The organism is Oceanobacillus arenosus (assembly GCF_003369575.1).
GTDB classification, from domain to species: domain Bacteria; phylum Bacillota; class Bacilli; order Bacillales; family Amphibacillaceae; genus Oceanobacillus; species Oceanobacillus arenosus.
This window is the reverse complement of the sequence record NZ_PIOC01000021.1, coordinates 1-16571: the sequence shown is the minus strand read 5'-3', so window position 1 is coordinate 16571 and position 16571 is coordinate 1. Positions and strand designations below refer to the sequence as shown.

17 protein-coding genes and 1 pseudogene are annotated in these 16571 nt (G+C 38.8%); 10 read left to right on the top strand and 8 right to left on the bottom strand.

Going from position 1 to position 16571, the window contains the following annotated elements; genetic code table 11:
* Positions 1-64: 64 nt before the first annotated feature.
* The gene (locus CWR48_RS14480) at positions 65-1666 is read right to left on the bottom strand and encodes an ABC transporter substrate-binding protein (protein WP_115774015.1); all 1602 of its coding nucleotides are present in this window, start codon (positions 1664-1666) and stop codon (positions 65-67) included.
* A 527-nt stretch (positions 1667-2193) separates the two neighbouring features.
* Between CWR48_RS14480 and CWR48_RS14475 the strand changes: the two genes are divergently transcribed.
* Positions 2194-2769 carry a M15 family metallopeptidase gene (locus CWR48_RS14475; RefSeq protein WP_115774013.1) on the top strand — a complete coding sequence of 192 codons (576 nt, stop codon included), beginning with the start codon at positions 2194-2196 and terminating at the stop codon, positions 2767-2769.
* A 48-nt stretch (positions 2770-2817) separates the two neighbouring features.
* Complete coding sequence (locus CWR48_RS14470; RefSeq protein ID WP_115774011.1) at positions 2818-3795, top strand: ring-cleaving dioxygenase; 978 nt, start codon at positions 2818-2820, stop codon at positions 3793-3795.
* A gap of 15 nt (positions 3796-3810) precedes the next feature.
* On the opposite strand, the gene CWR48_RS14465 is transcribed toward CWR48_RS14470, so the two are convergent.
* The 7 genes and pseudogenes from CWR48_RS14465 to CWR48_RS14435 form a co-directional block, all read right to left on the bottom strand.
* Positions 3811-4791, bottom strand: coding sequence for a Gfo/Idh/MocA family protein (locus CWR48_RS14465; protein WP_115774009.1), 981 nt, complete (start codon positions 4789-4791; stop codon positions 3811-3813).
* Positions 4788-4952: a YtzI protein gene (gene ytzI, locus CWR48_RS14460; RefSeq protein ID WP_115774007.1), complete on the bottom strand. Its 165-nt coding sequence runs from the start codon at positions 4950-4952 to the stop codon at positions 4788-4790. Before ytzI ends, CWR48_RS14465 begins: the two co-directional genes overlap by 4 nt.
* 565 nt (positions 4953-5517) lie before the next feature.
* The gene (gene murB, locus CWR48_RS14455) at positions 5518-6444 is read right to left on the bottom strand and encodes a UDP-N-acetylmuramate dehydrogenase (protein ID WP_425453901.1); all 927 of its coding nucleotides are present in this window, start codon (positions 6442-6444) and stop codon (positions 5518-5520) included.
* A gap of 82 nt (positions 6445-6526) precedes the next feature.
* The gene (locus CWR48_RS14450; protein WP_245976817.1) at positions 6527-7330 is read right to left on the bottom strand and encodes an alpha/beta fold hydrolase; all 804 of its coding nucleotides are present in this window, start codon (positions 7328-7330) and stop codon (positions 6527-6529) included.
* A 14-nt stretch (positions 7331-7344) separates the two neighbouring features.
* Positions 7345-7725, bottom strand: a complete 381-nt coding sequence (locus tag CWR48_RS14445; RefSeq protein ID WP_115774001.1) for a YbaN family protein — start codon at positions 7723-7725, stop codon at positions 7345-7347.
* 193 nt (positions 7726-7918) lie between these two features.
* Positions 7919-8805 (bottom strand): annotated as a pseudogene (locus CWR48_RS14440) (RNA-guided endonuclease InsQ/TnpB family protein).
* A gap of 132 nt (positions 8806-8937) precedes the next feature.
* Complete coding sequence (locus CWR48_RS14435) at positions 8938-9735, bottom strand: histidinol-phosphatase HisJ family protein (protein WP_115773999.1); 798 nt, start codon at positions 9733-9735, stop codon at positions 8938-8940.
* 240 nt (positions 9736-9975) lie between these two features.
* On the opposite strand from CWR48_RS14435, the gene hisZ reads away from it, so the two are divergent.
* The 8 genes from hisZ to hisIE are packed head-to-tail and all read left to right on the top strand — an operon-like array spanning position 9976 to position 16478.
* On the top strand, positions 9976-11208 hold the full coding sequence (hisZ, locus tag CWR48_RS14430; RefSeq protein ID WP_115773998.1) for an ATP phosphoribosyltransferase regulatory subunit: 1233 nt from the start codon (positions 9976-9978) through the stop codon (positions 11206-11208).
* The gene (hisG, locus tag CWR48_RS14425; RefSeq protein WP_115773996.1) at positions 11209-11835 is read left to right on the top strand and encodes an ATP phosphoribosyltransferase; all 627 of its coding nucleotides are present in this window, start codon (positions 11209-11211) and stop codon (positions 11833-11835) included.
* 6 nt (positions 11836-11841) lie between these two features.
* Complete coding sequence (gene hisD, locus CWR48_RS14420; protein WP_115773994.1) at positions 11842-13128, top strand: histidinol dehydrogenase; 1287 nt, start codon at positions 11842-11844, stop codon at positions 13126-13128.
* Positions 13121-13705 carry an imidazoleglycerol-phosphate dehydratase HisB gene (gene hisB / locus CWR48_RS14415; protein WP_115773993.1) on the top strand — a complete coding sequence of 195 codons (585 nt, stop codon included), beginning with the start codon at positions 13121-13123 and terminating at the stop codon, positions 13703-13705. Before hisD ends, hisB begins: the two co-directional genes overlap by 8 nt.
* Before the next feature lie 53 nt (positions 13706-13758).
* Positions 13759-14364 carry an imidazole glycerol phosphate synthase subunit HisH gene (hisH, locus tag CWR48_RS14410; protein ID WP_115773991.1) on the top strand — a complete coding sequence of 202 codons (606 nt, stop codon included), beginning with the start codon at positions 13759-13761 and terminating at the stop codon, positions 14362-14364.
* Entirely contained in the window at positions 14364-15086 is a 723-nt protein-coding gene (hisA, locus tag CWR48_RS14405) for a 1-(5-phosphoribosyl)-5-[(5-phosphoribosylamino)methylideneamino]imidazole-4-carboxamide isomerase (protein WP_115773990.1), read from the top strand. Before hisH ends, hisA begins: the two co-directional genes overlap by 1 nt.
* Positions 15076-15849: an imidazole glycerol phosphate synthase subunit HisF gene (gene hisF / locus CWR48_RS14400; RefSeq protein ID WP_115773988.1), complete on the top strand. Its 774-nt coding sequence runs from the start codon at positions 15076-15078 to the stop codon at positions 15847-15849. The genes hisA and hisF overlap by 11 nt, the downstream gene beginning before the upstream one ends.
* Positions 15840-16478 (top strand): bifunctional phosphoribosyl-AMP cyclohydrolase/phosphoribosyl-ATP diphosphatase HisIE, encoded by a 639-nt coding sequence (hisIE, locus tag CWR48_RS14395; protein ID WP_115773986.1) that lies wholly within the window; start codon positions 15840-15842, stop codon positions 16476-16478. The genes hisF and hisIE overlap by 10 nt, the downstream gene beginning before the upstream one ends.
* The last annotated feature ends 93 nt before the right edge of the window (positions 16479-16571 follow it).

The window sequence follows — 16571 nt, the reverse complement described above, 5'->3', positions numbered from 1 at the left end:
CTAAATTCCAATTTTAATGGAGGAAAATTGTTTCCTCCATTATATAAGACTTCATCTTATTCGATTACTCTTTCCAATGCCACTGTTCAATAAAGTCAGTAACCGGCCAGCCATGTCCATGCGGTTGGATCTTCTGTTCGCCAATTTCTAAGTCTTCATTTACAAAATATAAATGTTGGATATTTACGAGCCATGCCCATGGTGCATCACCTTGTTCCGAGAAGCCCGTTTCCCCATCCCATTGCGCTTTTTGCCAGTAGCTATTTGCCTCTTCTTCTGTTTTCGCGTGTAATGCTTGGCTCATATATTCATCGACTACATCATTTGCATAATAATTGGCATTATAATAGCCAACTCCTCTTGTTCCACTACTATATAAATTAAACATTTCGATTGGATCATGACTTCCCCAACCCATCATCACTGGATTAGAGTACATTAGATTTTCCAATTCATTCCAACTTTTCCCTTCAGTACTAACATCAATCCCAAGCGGTTTCATCATATCAGCAAAGAGAATAGATAAGGACTGGCGGATTTGATCACCTGCTGGATATAATAGGGTGAATGCAGCAGTTAATCCGTCTTTCTCTCGTATTCCATTTTCATTTTCTATCCATCCGGCTTCATCTAATATTTGCTTCGCCTGTTCCACATCATTGTCTTCTATTACTGTATCCAAATTCCACCATGGCATATTGTCAGCAACAGAGTATGCTGGTGTGCCGAATCCTTCGATTACTCCGTCAACAAACGCCTGACGATCAACACCAATGTTTATCGCTTTACGGATTGCTATATCTGCCGTCACGTCATTACCAATCGGTGCACCCGTATCTGTCACTTCACCTGCAGGGACATATGGGAACATAACACCACGATTATCAACGGTATCTAATTTAACTAGCTCCATTCCAGCAACCGCTTCTTTTGCGAAGGTTGGCGGTACAGATACAACATCCACTTCTCCTGCTTTAGCAGCAGCAAAGGCAGCATCTTCAGCCAAGAATAAGAAGGTCAGCTTCTTAAAGAATGGCCTTTCCCCATAATAATATGGATTTTCTTCAACAATAATTTGTTGTCCTTTATCCCATTGTACGAGCGTAAATGGCCCAGAGCCAATTGGATTTTCATTATATGTATCATTATATGCATGCTCAGGTACAATTCCAGTTGATACAAGTAAATAGATAAATGTAGATGCAGGTTCAACCAATGTAAATTGTACGGAATGATCATTTACGCTTTCGACCTTCTCTAAATTACTTAGGTCAATTACCGATCCACTCGATTTTGCCGTTTCAAATGTGAACACTACATCATCTGCAGTAAGTGCTTCTCCGTCTGAGAATTTTACATCATCACGAAGATTTACTGTCCATGTTTTTCCGTCTTTACTTATATCATAATCTGTTGCTAAATCATTTTTGATATTAAAATTTTTATCATATTTTAGTAATGTACTTTGAAACAGTGGTGAACCGTAGCGTCCCCATCCTGTTGTTGGATCAAATCCATCCTCTGGTTCCCCGCCAATTGCTAGGATTAATTCGTCCTTTTTCTGCTCTGAATCTTGATTTCCCTCTTCACTTGCCGATGAACAAGCACTTAATAATAGGATAGCAAGAACCAAGGTCAATGTAATGAATACTACATTTCGTTTCATTTGTTAAATCTCCTTTTTCATTATTAGTTATGTATTATTTTCTTATGTGTTTCGTCTGTAATATTTAGATGGTGCCCTTTATTTGATTTTCTGAATATGATTCACTACTCCACATTCTACCATCAATAATCATAAAAAAATGCAGATTTTCTTAGAATATTCGTTTACACAGACCTTAAGTGACAGTCTTAGTTGCATTATTGCAATGTGAGCATTTTTCCTTGGCCGCTAAAAGTAGACGCTGTTTTAACTTTGCCCTTTCTATTGTATTTTAGCTCGACAGAAATATGAGTATTCTTTCTAGTAAATGTTAATCAATCAAATCAAATTTCTCCAAAAGATTACCTTGGATTAATTAATTAGTTTGTCTACTAAACAAACTATTAATCCAGTTTAATTGCAAACGCTTCATATAGCAAGAGGATTATATAAAAAATCTAATTCATTGACATAAAGTCAGATAAGCTATGTAGCTCGAAATCTGATACAATAGAGGTATAGCTAAACATGAAAGGGATTTTTTGTACGTGAAAAAATTCAACAGCTTGATCATAACCTGGGGTCTCATCATCCTTTTTCTTGTTGTCATTGGCTTCTTTTATAATTTTTCCAGAGATGACGATTATTTATATTTAGGCAAAGATGCGCCAATCCCAAGAGAATTACACCCACTTGTTGATGAAAAGAAAAATACCTTGATCCAACAAGCCTTAGTTTTGAACATTCACCTTGTCATTACCGATGAGTTCCGCTCTTTTGAACAACAGAATGCTCTATATGAAAAAGGTAGATCGATAGAAGGGAACATCGTAACGAATGCAAGGGCTGGGGAAACATATCATAATTACGGACTTGCAATTGACTATGCATTAATAAACGATGCTGGCGATTATATTTGGGACACCACCTATGATGGAAATGTTAATGGGAAATCCGATTGGTTTGAAGTTGCTGAGCTTGCGAAAAACTTAGGCTTCGAATGGGGTGGAGATTGGTCAGGATTTAAGGATTATCCACATCTGCAAATGACCTTTGGACTCAGCATTCGCCAGCTCCAAGAAGGAGTGCGACCAGCTACCGAAGAAATGAAAACTGTGGAATGATATTACTGTCAGAATATTAGAAATTAACGCTAATTTAGGAGGAATACAATGGAAATAAAGGGGATCCATCACGTATCTGCAATTACAGCAAATGCTAAGCAGAACTTACATTTTTATACAGAAGTGCTCGGAATGCGACTCGTAAAGAAAACAGTCAATCAGGATGATACGTCAATGTATCATCTGTTCTATGCGGATGAAGCTGGTAATCCTGGAACCGATTTTACCTTTTTTGAAATTCCAAATGCCGGACAAACATACCCAGGAACAGGTAGTATCTCTGGGACGTCCCTCCGTGTTCCAACAGATGCTGCATTAGAATACTGGCAAGATAGATTAACAGAATTCAATGTTGACCATGATGGGATTTTGAAGCAAGGAGAGCGTAATATCCTTAACCTCCGTGACCCTGAAGGACAACGGATAACATTAGTTTCAGATGAAACCAATCAAGGTGTCTCTGGTGGTAAAGTTTGGGCGCATAGCAGTGTGCCAGTTAACAAAGGAATTATCGGCCTTGGTCCAACGAAACTAACGGTTAGAAAGCCTGATGCAACGATCCGAATCTTAACTGAACTCCTTACATTTAATCAAATTGGCAGCTATCCAAATTCAGTTTCAGGACAAGCCGATATTCTCGTGTTCGCAACTGGTGAAGGTGGAACAGGTGCAGAAATACATTTAGAAGTACGTGATGATCTCCCACAGGAACGTCCAGGAAGAGGGAGTGTCCATCACGTGGCATTACGTGTAGACAATAATGATGAACTAATTAAATGGAAAAACCGTCTCGAAGAAATCCAGCTTCCGAATTCAGGATTAGTGGAACGTTTTTATTTCAAATCTGTTTATTTTAGAGATGCAAATGGTATTTTATTTGAACTTGCGACAGATGGTCCAGGCTTTGCAGTGGATGAAGATATTGAACATTTAGGTGAAACATTGGCACTCCCACCCTATTTGGAAAACCAGCGAGGAAAGATTGAAGCAAAAATAAACCCGTTATATACAAAGAGATCGCACTAAACGGTGCGATCTCTTTTATTCACCAGGAAACAGTAAACTTCCTTGTTTTTTCCTAGCGATTTCTAGACTTTTAGCAACTTGTCTGCTTCTTTCCAGCCATCGCTCATGATCTGCAATGTTTCCTTCATTCATCATTTCGAGAAACACTTCAACTTCATATACCATATCTAAATCCAATTGTTCTTCAGCAACATTTACATTCTCTTTTGTCTTGCGATTATAGACTGCTAGTTGTCGAATCGGAGCAATGTGATCAACTGTAATCGTTCCATCTTCTCCTTGGATTTCCGATGGCATATTTGCCTGAGCAATCTTTGAACAGAGAATTGTCACATTAAAGGCATCATAGGTTAAGACAAGGGTTCCACTTCCATCAATACCATTCTCAAGAAGTACGGGAAAATAGGTCGTATCATTCGGCTCACCAAATAAATCAATTGCCATACTTAACGGATATACCCCTAAATCCATAAGAGCTCCACCTGCAAACTCCTTCATGAACACATTTGCTATGTTCCCATTTTTAAATGCATCGTATTTTGATGAATATTGAATATATTGGAACATCACACTACGAACCTGTCCGACCTCTAGAAGTGACTTTTTCAATAGTTTATAATTGGGTGAGAATAAATGCCGATACCCTTCAAAAACATAAATATCACTTTGCTTTGCACGTTCATGAATTACTTGCCATTGCTGTTCATTTAATACCAAAGGTTTCTCACAAAAAACATGCTTATGGTGGTCAATACATGTGAGAATATGTTCATAGTGCATTGAATTTGGTGAAGCAATATAAACAAAATCAATTTCCGTTTGCAGCATCTCTTCTATATTTGTAAACCACTCTTTCGCACCATGCTTTGTTGCAAAACTTCGCGCCATTTCCTCTGTTCGGGAGTAGACAGAAGCAAGTTCCACTTCCTTAAAATGAGTGGTTGCGTTAATAAATGCCTCCGTTATCCAGCTTGTTCCAATCGTTGAGAATTTCACTCTATCTCTCTCATTTCTGTACTGTTTTCGTTTTCATTATCTGGAAGTGGATCAATGGAGTGTTTATAGCTATACCCTTTCGATATTTGTTTCATAGAAAGGTAGAAAACCATCGCTACAAATGCTAACGAAACAATCCCCGCAATAATATAAGCACTCAATCCCTATTTCTCCCTTCATATTTACTGTTCATACTATTAATTAGCTTAACTTACTTCGAGAACGTTTTCAATAATTCCACTAGCAAATTCGCCCCGCTTTTTAACCATTCATTTTTATAGTAGAGGGCATTTATCAAAAATATTGTTTTTAACGTTGTGGATGATGAATAGTTGATATAAAATGCGAACTAGTGAAAATTTTAATTTCAGATCCAGACAGTAGTTGCTGTTCACACGTGAGTTTCTATTCTTTCACTTCAATCAACGTCAACTGTCAGTGGTAAGTCACTCTTTTAAATGTGATTTTTTATAACCCCAGCGGAAGAAATACACGGAGACTTCTGCGGGAAGAAGAGCCTAGGTGAGACTGCGAAGCGCGATAGCGTGAGTAGGCTCACCAGCTCCCCGCGAAAAGCGTAGTGTATTTCTGGAGCGACTAGCCTGAGAGCCTTAAGCACTAAATTAGTCCGCAGTTTATAAAAAGCGCGACAACCCATACGAAATAAACCTAGAAAAAAACTGTAACCACCTTTTGATGATTACAGTTTTCACGGAAAGTATCTTGCTACAAATCTTCACCGATAATTTTTACTTCACGCTCTAGTTCAACACCAAATTTTTCCTTAACGGTTGCTTGCACGTATTGTATTAAATTAATATATTCCTTTGCTGTTGCATTATCCTTATTGACAATAAAACCTGCATGCTTAAGCGATACTTGTGCACCGCCAATTTGTTTTCCTTGAAGGTCACTATCCTGGATTAACTTTCCAGCAAAATAACCTGGTGGGCGTTTAAAGACACTTCCGCATGATGGATATTCCAGTGGTTGCTTTGATTCCCGTTTATATGTCAGATTGTCCATTACTTCTTTTATCGCTTCATATTGTGCTTCCTTTAATGCAAAATTAGCTTCAAGAACGATATATCCTTTATCTGGGATATTACTCGTACGATAAGCTAAATCTAACTCCTCTGCAGTTAATGTAAGTAGATCACCTTCACGATTTACCACAAGCGTACTTACGAGCACATCTTTTATTTCCCCGCCATATGCACCTGCATTCATAAATAAGGCGCCACCGACAGATCCAGGGATGCCACAGGCAAACTCTAAGCCAGAAAGATTTGCTCGAAGTGCCTCCCTTGAAGCATTAATAATCCGCGCACCACTTTGCGCGATCAGATGATTATCTTCTATTTTGACCTCGTTTAATTTTTGCAAATTCATGACAATCCCGCGAATGCCACCGTCTTTTACGATTAGATTCGAGCCATTTCCTAATAATGTGAAAGCAATCTTTTCTTCATTTGCTAGCTTCACGATTTCCTGTACTTGTTCATAGCTTTCTGGTGTCACATAGAAATCAGCCATTCCTCCAAGGTGTGTATACGTGTGATCTTTCAACTGCTCATTCACCAACACATGCTCAGCAGCTGTAATATTTATTAATTTATCATAAATATGATGATTATTAGCCAAACCTATCATTCCTTTAATAAGATATTCCTTTTGCGTATTCGACTGAAGACCTAGGTCTATGTCATGCCCTATAACATTTCTATATTGTAAGTTATTGCTGCCTATCTTGCCACAAAAATGAATGAATTAATTTATCTACTTCTGCACTTTCATGTAATGCACTATGGCCTAGCTCATCGTCTCTAATCATTTTTTCTTGCAATTGTGATGCGGGAACAATTCTATTTAATGCCGCCACGCTTTCCGACAGCGCAACGGCGTCCCCTGTACTGCCAATACTTAGTACATTCACATCTTTAGGAAAGGCGCTATTATGAAGCATTTCTAAAGCAAGTGAGTTTGGCTGTAAGTCGGTTGCGGCTTCATCAATATTTATTTGAAAATATTCCTGGCTGTATATCCCATCAAACGGACTACCAATTGTAACCAGCTTATCTACGCTTGGATACTCTGGTCCCTCATATCCCATTATATATTTCATTGAAATAATTCCACCCATGGAATGGGCAATGATATTAACTGCTTCAATTCCATACTTTTCCTTTAAATGATGCATAACGGTGGCAAGATAATCCGTACTTTGAGTAAAGCTAGCACGATTATTCTCTAGTACTACCTGAATGAAGTTTGGACCAGATTTCTCTGCATTTACAATATAATCATGCAGCTGCCCATTCGCGCTTACATAATAAATAAGCCCTTTATTCCCCCATTGGTATTCTTTCTCAAAACGATCGAGCATATAACCAAAGGAGTTCTCCGTCCCCTTATAGCCGTGGATAAATACAATTGGATCTGTTAAGGATAACACAGACCTTGCCTGTCTAATCTCTACCAATCCACAAATTATAATGGCAATTAGTATTGCAATACTTATCTTATTTCTGTGCTTCAAAAAATACCCCTCATTTAAGCGTTTTTCTTTAATGTTTTCTGCTTCAAAATAAACCATGTGAAATAAGAACCAATTAAGAATAATAATATTTTAACTGCCATTAATGGAATGACGAAGATAATCGTAAATAACATCGAAATCCACAATACAGAAACACCAACGACCTTCGCTTGTAATGGGATTCCTTTTCCTTGACGATAATTTAATATATATGGACCGAAATATTTATTCGTAATTAACCAATTATATAAACGTTCAGAACTACGTACATAGCATGCTGCCGCTAGCAATAGGAGTGGTGTTGTTGGAAGTAATGGTAAAAAGATTCCTAATATGCCTAAACCTAATGAAATTGTACCTGCAATAATTAATAATACCCTTTTTAGTTGAATCATAATTTTACACCAGCTATTATTATATTTTAATCACTTAATTATAACATCAACTACTCGTTACTTAAATAACGAGCTTGTAACTTTCCAGTAGTGCGGACGCTGTCTAATACAGCTCTTACCTTTTAACGTTTCTTACAAAACGTGATGTTACATCATAGGCAGGTTGACATCAGCCCAACCATACAAGACATGCTTATATAGTTTCTGCAAGGATGTACTTTATTCCTTTTCGTTGCAAATTCATTCCACCAATACGGTCATCATTCGATGTGTAATGGCAGCTTTTGCATCTGAATAGATGCGTTTTTTTGTTCCTATTCCCCTTTTCTACGTGACTGCATTTCGGGCATGTTTGCGAAGTATAATGCGGATCCACAAGAATTACTTTGGATTTGCTCAAAATGGCTTTATATTCTACCATTTTTCGCAACTGAAAAAATGCCCAAGAAACAGACTCATAGCGTTGATTGGCGAATTCCTGTCAGGTCTTCCATCACAAACAGCATATTAGAACCATATTGCTTAACGAGTGCCTTACTGACTTGATGATTTACATCGGTCATCCAACGGTTTTCTCGATTTCCAACTTTCTTTAGCTTACGACGAGCAGATGGCGTTTGCCTTTGTTGGAGTTCTCTACGCATTTGTTTATACTTCGCTCGCTTATGTTTGATTTGGCGGCCATGGAAAAATATAGTTTTTCCTTTAGAGTCATACGATGTGGCTAAAAAGTTTATGCCAACATCAACACCAACCACTTCTTTGATAGAACGCAAATCGGTTTCTTCGATTTCCTTTGTCATTGGAATATGCAAAAACCACTTTTAATGCTTGTTTAAAAGTTTAGCTGTTCCAAACAACCAGTCGTTTTTAAAACAGACTGAGCCATTTGCGAACGCAATCCATATTGGCCGCGTAAGTCAGCATATGCAAAGATGATTGTTTCAAATTTTTTGTAGAAAAAACAATATCAGAAACAAAATTACATCCCTTACGATAAGCGGAAATAGTTTCTTTGAATAATTCGATTTGTTCGTTAGTTGGGTGCAATTTTATTTTTACCGTAATGGTAAGTTCCAAAGAAATTCACCTCTCTTTCACTAAAAAAAATTATATCAGGCAACAGTGAATTTATGGAAAAAATACTGCAATAAAATAGGCATTTCCTCTCGCAACTAAAAGTAATGAGTGTCTATGCCTAAGTCATGAACATTATACTAGCTTCTCGATTGAATGATACTGCGGTTCTCCCTGTTCAAATGTAGCAATGTAACGAAAGCCAATTTCCTTGAGTAATGCAAGTGATTGTTTAAATTCGTAAGCAAGCGTTGATTCAACATGTGAGTCCGAGCCGAGTGTGATAATCTCGCCACCACATTCCTTATACAATGCCAAGATATCAGCACTTGGCATCCCGCCATCAAGTCCATAGCGATAGCCTGATGTATTTAATTCAATACCTTTCCCCGCTGGAATAATTTCATTGAAAATTTCCCGAATAATCGAGTGAAAATTATTGCTGCTCTTTTCCTTTGTATAACGTTTCACCAAATCAAGATGCCCCAAAATGCTAAATTCCTTATATTTCTTAATACAGCTTAGTAATTCTTCATAATAGATTCGATATGCATCCTCAACTGTTTTTCCTTGGAAAAATTCACCTGAATGAAGATCCTTCCCTTCTGTCGCATGCATCGAACAAATGACAAAGTCAAATGATTCTAGTTTCATTAATGCTTCATATCGATTGAGCAAATGTGGCTGAAGTCCAATTTCCACTCCTTTTTTAATTCGAATCCGCCCTGCATATCTATCCTGCATTCTTTTTACTTTCTGACCATATGCCGCTAAATCAAATTCAAAAATCCAATCCTTATCTGGATAATCATAATCAATATGTTCCGTGAAACAGATTTCCTCGAGTCCAATTTGAATTGCTTTCTCAATCGTTGTTTCCATCTTGGTATCACAATCAGCAGAGAAATCACTGTGGATATGGTAATCAAACATAAATAACACTTCCTTTGTTCAGAGTTAAGTAATTAAAAAATTGACTGTATTACCTCTAATACCGGAACAGCCACGTCCAGCTCCAGCGCTAAAGCTGTAGCGAGACTTCCCTCACCTCCGTACACAGCTCAAACGGGTGCTTCCGCTTTTGTTATTGACATTTTTAATTATACTGAATATAATACTATATAACTTTAGTTAGATAAAGTAATAAAGTGATAAAGTTGAAGGAGAATCACAATGCAAAAGTATGTTCTAAGTCAGAATAAAAATTCAAATGTTGAAGATTTCCAAATGAGAGAGCAGCTCATCACCACTTTTAAAAATCGCTTTACTACTTACGGCTATAAACAAGTACGGACATCTACCTTTGAACAATATGACATGTATGGAAGTATTACTGGAACCGTAAATAAGGATGAAATGATCAAGGTAATCGACACCTCTGGAAAAGTATTGGTGCTCAGGCCCGACGTCACGATTCCACTCGCAAGAATGAATACGGCAACAACGAATCAGCGACTCTTCTATGTACTAGATGTTTTCCGCCAGTCAATCGAACAAATTGATCAAAAGGAAAGCACACAGGCTGGGGTTGAGCTCTTCGGTGATAACAGTCTAGAGGCTGACGCGGAAGTAATTGTCCTAGCAATCCATACGTTAAGGGACCTGGGCTTTACGAATTTTAAAATCGAGCTTGGTCATGCAGGTTTTTTCAAGGAATTAGTTCAACAAGCTGACTTAAATCAAAGCCAGCTTGAGACATTAAAAACCTACATCCATTCCAAAAACTTAGTAGAGATCGAGCCATTTCTAAATGAACTTAGGCTTGCAGATGATCTGCGAAATGCCATTCAATTAATTCCAATGATGTATGGCAATCCAGGGGACGTCATTACTCAAGCGAAACAAATTATCCTTAACGCTTCGATGCAGCAGGTGTTGCAAAATATCATTGATGTTTATGATGTGCTTGTGGATTATGGTGTTGCTGACTCCATTGTATTGAATCTTGGATTAATAAACAATATGGATTATTATTCTGGCATCATCTTTCAAGGATTTCTTGATAATGTCGGCAAGCCAGTATTAATGGGTGGACGATATGACCATCTTGGAAAGCAATTTGGTAAAGCGACACCCGCTATCGGTTTTGCATTTGAGGTCGACTATCTCGTGCATGCGCTAAACCAACAAGGAAAGGCAATTGTTGAAAGTGGGATCGACCTGATTATTAATTATGATAAAGCAAAGCAAAAAGTGGCATTAGAATCAGCATATCAATTACGGAATGAAGGACTACAGGTGTTAACCTATTTATTTGATGAAAAGGATACAAATCGTCCCCCTTCTACCTATATCGTAAATTATACAAACGATGAGCAACAGTTAATAATAGAGAATAAGACAATCACCTTTGCCAGTGTCAATGAGCTTGTCAGCCAGTGCCTAGCTGTTAAGGAGGCGAAATAATTGGAACAAATCACATTAGCATTAGCAAAAGGAAGACCAGCTAAGAAGACCATTACACTACTAGAAAAAACTGGTGAGCATTTCCCTGAGCTGACGGAAGAGAGTCGGAAACTTGTCTTTCATAATTCGGATCAATCAATCAAACTAATTTTCGTGAAAGCTGTAGATGTTCCAACCTATGTTGAGAAAGGTGCAGCAGATATCGGCATTGTCGGTAAGGATAATATTCTTGAATCACTTGCAGATGTTTACGAATTACTAGATTTAAAGATTGGTAAGTGTAAATTTTCTGTAGCCGGAAAAGCCAATCATTATCCAGCAGATAACCAGAAGCTGACAATAGCAACCAAGTACCCGAACGTTGCAAAGAAGCATTTCAAGCAAAAGGGACAACCAATTGAAATCGTCAAATTAAATGGTTCCGTTGAATTAGCGCCACTTATTGGCTTAGCCGATTATATTGTCGATATCGTCGAAACAGGGGATACATTGAAGGAAAATGGATTATCGATTCTGGAAGATATCGAAACAATTAGTACGAGGTTAATCGTCAATAAAGCGAGTTTTGCAACAAAAGCAGCAGAAGTGAATCAATTTATTAAGCAATTAAAATCGGCATTGGAGTGATTAGAAATGAAGATTGTAACAGCAGAACAGTTCTGGGAAACAAATAAAGATCGCTCCACAGTCATTCAAAATGAAGTGGCACTCGATCAAGCAGTTTTAGAAATCATTAATCAGGTTCGATCAGATGGAGACCAAGCATTACAGCGCTATACGAAACAATTTGATGGGATAAAGCTGGAAAGCTTCCTAGTTACAGCGGAGGAATTTGCAGAAGCACGAGATATTGTCGATGCGGCGTTTTTACCTGCATTGCAACAAGCAAGACAAAATATTACAGATTTTCACTCAGCACAAAAGGAAAAGTCTTGGTTTATCAATAAACAGCCTGGAATTCTTCTGGGACAAAAGCTCACCCCCATCGATAATGCTGGCGTGTATATTCCTGGGGGAAAAGCTGCCTATCCATCAACGGTTTTGATGAATGTCATTCCAGCACAAATAGCTGGAGTGGAGAAGATCGTTATTACTACTCCACCACAAGCAGATGGAAAAGTAAATCCATATGTGCTTGTCGCTGCTGAAATGCTTGGTGTCGACACCATTTACAAGGTCGGTGGTGCACAAGCAATTGCTGCCCTCGCCTATGGAACGGAAACAATCGGGAAGGTTGATAAAATCGTTGGACCAGGAAATTCCTTTGTTGCTCGTGCGAAAAAATGGGTATTTGGCGAAGTAGCGATTGATATGATTGCTGGACCAAGTGAGATCTGTGTTGTGGCAGATGAAACAGCAGCCCCTCGCTACGTTGCAGCAGACCTGCTTTCACAAGCAGAGCATGATGAATCAGCAAGTGCAATCTGTGTGACAACAAGCAAGGAAATTGCAGAGCAAATAAAAGCGGAAGTAGAAAAACAGACTGCAGCACTCGAAAGAAAGGCAATTATTGAACAATCAATTGCACAAAACAGCAAAATAATTATTGCCGATTCATTGCCATCTGCTATCGACATTGTGAATGAGATTGCGCCTGAGCATTTACAATTAATGATCGACGACCCAACGGCAAGCTTAAATGCAATTAAACATGCTGGAGCAATTTTTCTAGGAAATTATTCCCCTGAGCCACTTGGTGATTATTTTGCCGGACCTAACCATACATTACCGACGAACGGAACTGCAAGATTCGCTTCCCCACTTGGTGTATATGATTTTGTGAAGAAATCCAGCATTATCCGCTATTCAAAGGAAGCATTACAAAGCGCTAGCGACGCAATTATAACAATGGCAAATGTGGAAGGTTTAACAGCACATGCGAATTCAATCGCAATTAGAAGGGATGAGCCAAATGCGTAATGCAACCATTAACCGAACAACGAAAGAAACAGCAATCCAATTAAATTTTGCTATAGATGGAAAAGGTACTTCATCAATCAATACTGGTGTTGGCTTCTTCGACCATATGTTAACCTTGATGACGAAGCATGGTTTATTCGATCTTGATGTTCAATGTGACGGAGATTTAGAAGTCGATCAGCATCACTCGGTTGAGGATATTGGCATCGCACTCGGGCAAGCATTTAATGAGGCCTTAGAAAATAAGGAAGGAATTACTCGTTACGCAAATATCACGACCCCAATGGATGAAGCACTATCAACAGTCACGCTTGATATTAGTGGACGGTCCTATCTCGTTTTCAATGTTGACGGATTAAAAGATAAGGTAGGCAACTTCGATACCGAACTTGTTGAGGAATTCTTTCAGGCTTTTGTGAGTAACGCGAAGGTAAACCTCCATATCAATATAGAATACGGGAGAAACACACATCACATCATTGAGTCAATTTTCAAAGGATTTGGTAGGGCACTTGACCAAGCAAGTATGATTAATCCAAGAATTGAGGGCGTCCCATCGACAAAGGGCTCACTTTAATTTCAAATGTGCAATGGAAAGTTAAACTTTGAATAAGAACAGGGGAATGGAAAATGATTGCAATCATCGATTATGGCGCTGGTAACATTAAAAGCCTGCAATTCGCGTTAGACAAGTTTCATTTAGAATCAGAATTAACAACAGATCCACAGGTCATTCGTGATGCAAGATCGATTATTCTTCCGGGGGTTGGCGCATTTAAGGATGCGATGGATGCTTTAAGCGAACTCAATTTAGTGACCGTATTAAAACAGGAAGTCAATGATGGGAAGCCGATTCTCGGAATTTGCCTAGGCATGCAATTATTCTATGAACAAGGGTTCGAAGATGGAAGCTGGGAAGGGCTTGGTTTTCTTAAGGGTAGTGTCAATCGAATAACCGATACAGTAAAAGTTCCCCATATGGGCTGGAACACACTAACAGCGCATCAGGAAAGTCCTTTACTGAAAACTATTGCAGATAATCCATATGTATACTTCGTTCACTCCTATGCGGTAGGCGGCAATTTCGAAGCGGACACACTTGTTGCAAGCGCACAGTACGGTGGGACAATTCCTGCAATCGTCAAAAAAAGGAATATTGTCGGAATGCAATTTCATCCAGAAAAAAGCGGAACGACTGGTATCCAACTATTAAAAAATTACGGGGAGCTGATCTGATGATTTTATTTCCAGCAATCGATATAAGGGATGGAAAATGCGTTCGCCTCATTCAAGGAGATTATAATCAAGAAAAGGTTTATAGTGACACACCAATTAATATGGCTAGAGAGTGGGAAAATAAAGGGGCGGAATATGTTCATATCGTTGACCTTGATGGAGCAAAGTCCGGTGAGTCGATTAACCAATCATTAATCAAGGAAATTGCAGCAAATACGAGTATCCCCGTTCAAGTTGGTGGAGGAATTCGTTCGCTATCCGTAATCGAAGCATATATTGCGTCTGGTGTCGAACGTGTGATTATTGGTACTGCTGCGATTAATGACGAAGAATTTTTAAGAGAAGCGGTTGCACAGTACGGAGCTAAAATTGCTGTCTCTATCGATGCTAGAAATGGCTACGTTGCGACCGATGGCTGGACGGAAACAAGTACGGTAAAGGCAATTGACCTTGTCAAGGTATTGGAAGAGATTGGCGTAGAAACGATTGTTTATACGGATATTTTAAAGGACGGTATGCTTCAAGGTCCTAATTTCGATGAATTGCAAACGATCAATGAAGCAACGTCGATGAACGTCATTGCTTCTGGCGGAGTTTCCTCAAAGGAGGATATAGCGAAATTAACTTCCCTCAATCTTTATGGCGCAATTATCGGTAAAGCATTATATGACGGAACTATTGAATTTGCAGAACTCTTGGAGGGTGATACCCATGCTCGCTAAACGAATTATTCCATGCTTAGATGTTGATAAAGGTCGTGTGGTAAAAGGAAGAAAGTTTCAAAATATCCAAGACGTCGCAGATCCTGTTGAATTAGCGAAGCGGTACAATGAAGCTGGCGCAGACGAGCTTGTATTCTATGATATTACAGCCTCAAATGAGGACCGCGATATTTTCCTCGATGTAGTGGAAAATGTTGCAAGGGAAATCGCCATTCCCTTTACCGTTGGCGGTGGCATTCGGACAGTAGAAGATATTCATAAAGTGCTACGCTCTGGTGCAGATAAAGTATCCATTAATAGTGCTGCAGTATCTAATCCCGAAATTATTAAGAAAGCAGCATTGAAATTCGGTAGCCAATGTATCGTCCTCTCCATTGATGCTAAAGAAGTTGCAGAAAATAGCTGGCAGGTCTATATTAATGGCGGACGGAAAAATACTGGAATCGATGCAATCGAATGGGCAAAACGTGGCGAACAGCTCGGCGCGGGAGAAATCGTTATTAACGCAATCGATGCAGATGGGGAGAAAGATGGCTATAACATTGCATTAACGAAGGCTATAGCCGATGTGGTTAACATTCCAATCGTTGCCAGCGGTGGTGCGGGAACAATCCAGCATTTTGCGGATGTTTTAAAAGAAGGTGCCGCAGATGCTGCCTTAGCTGCATCCGTGTTTCATTACGAGGAAATTAGCATACCGGAACTTAAAGATTACTTAGAATCGGATGCAATAACGGTTAGGAGTGAAAACGAATGGAAATAAATATTGACAAGCTGAAATTCGATACAAGTGGACTTATCCCCGCAATCGTGCAGGATGCAGAAAATGGGAAAGTATTGACATTAGCATATATGAACGAACAGTCCTTACTGAAAACAATCGAAACAAATGAAACATGGTTTTTCAGCCGCAGCAGACTTGAGTTATGGAATAAAGGGGAAACCTCTGGAAATAAGCAAAAAGTGAAGAAGATTACCTTTGACTGTGATGCAGATGCATTATTAGTCCAGGTCAAACCACTCGGACCCGCCTGCCATACCGGGGAGGAAACATGTTTTAATAACGATTTCTACACCACAGATACCCCATCATATCAAATCGTATCTGATGTCGTATCCAAAATTAAACAACGCCGTGAGAATCCTGTTGAAGGATCTTATACCGCCTATCTATTCGAAAAAGGGTTGGATAAAATTCTCAAAAAGATTGGTGAAGAAACAAGCGAAGTTCTCATCGGTGCGAAAAATAATGACAAACAGGAAGTCACAAGTGAAATCGCTGACCTTACCTACCATACACTCGTATTAATGGAATTAATGGACGTATCTATAGGCGACATTAAAACCGAATTGAAAAAGCGCCATATTGAGAAAGAAGGACAAGTGAAGTAGGTATTAGGTGCCTGTAGTCAAGCCCCCTAAAAATAGACAATAAAAAATTCGACATCTAGGCACACTTTTTGTATTCTAAATAATATGATTTTG

Bases quoted from the DNA above. Each gene is read 5' to 3' on its own strand.
- CWR48_RS14480 (WP_115774015.1), bottom strand. From the start codon at position 1,666: ATGAAACGAAATGTAGTATTCATTACATTGACCTTGGTTCTTGCTATC.
- CWR48_RS14445 (WP_115774001.1), bottom strand. From the start codon at position 7,725: ATGATTCAACTAAAAAGGGTATTATTAATTATTGCAGGTACAATTTCA.
- hisZ (WP_115773998.1), top strand. From the start codon at position 9,976: ATGCAAAAGTATGTTCTAAGTCAGAATAAAAATTCAAATGTTGAAGAT.
- CWR48_RS14470 (WP_115774011.1), top strand. From the start codon at position 2,818: ATGGAAATAAAGGGGATCCATCACGTATCTGCAATTACAGCAAATGCT.
- CWR48_RS14435 (WP_115773999.1), bottom strand. From the start codon at position 9,735: ATGTTTGATTACCATATCCACAGTGATTTCTCTGCTGATTGTGATACC.
- hisH (WP_115773991.1), top strand. From the start codon at position 13,759: ATGATTGCAATCATCGATTATGGCGCTGGTAACATTAAAAGCCTGCAA.
- hisD (WP_115773994.1), top strand. From the start codon at position 11,842: ATGAAGATTGTAACAGCAGAACAGTTCTGGGAAACAAATAAAGATCGC.
- murB (WP_425453901.1), bottom strand. From the start codon at position 6,444: ATGATAGGTTTGGCTAATAATCATCATATTTATGATAAATTAATAAAT.
- hisB (WP_115773993.1), top strand. From the start codon at position 13,121: ATGCGTAATGCAACCATTAACCGAACAACGAAAGAAACAGCAATCCAA.
- hisA (WP_115773990.1), top strand. From the start codon at position 14,364: ATGATTTTATTTCCAGCAATCGATATAAGGGATGGAAAATGCGTTCGC.
- hisIE (WP_115773986.1), top strand. From the start codon at position 15,840: ATGGAAATAAATATTGACAAGCTGAAATTCGATACAAGTGGACTTATC.
- hisF (WP_115773988.1), top strand. From the start codon at position 15,076: ATGCTCGCTAAACGAATTATTCCATGCTTAGATGTTGATAAAGGTCGT.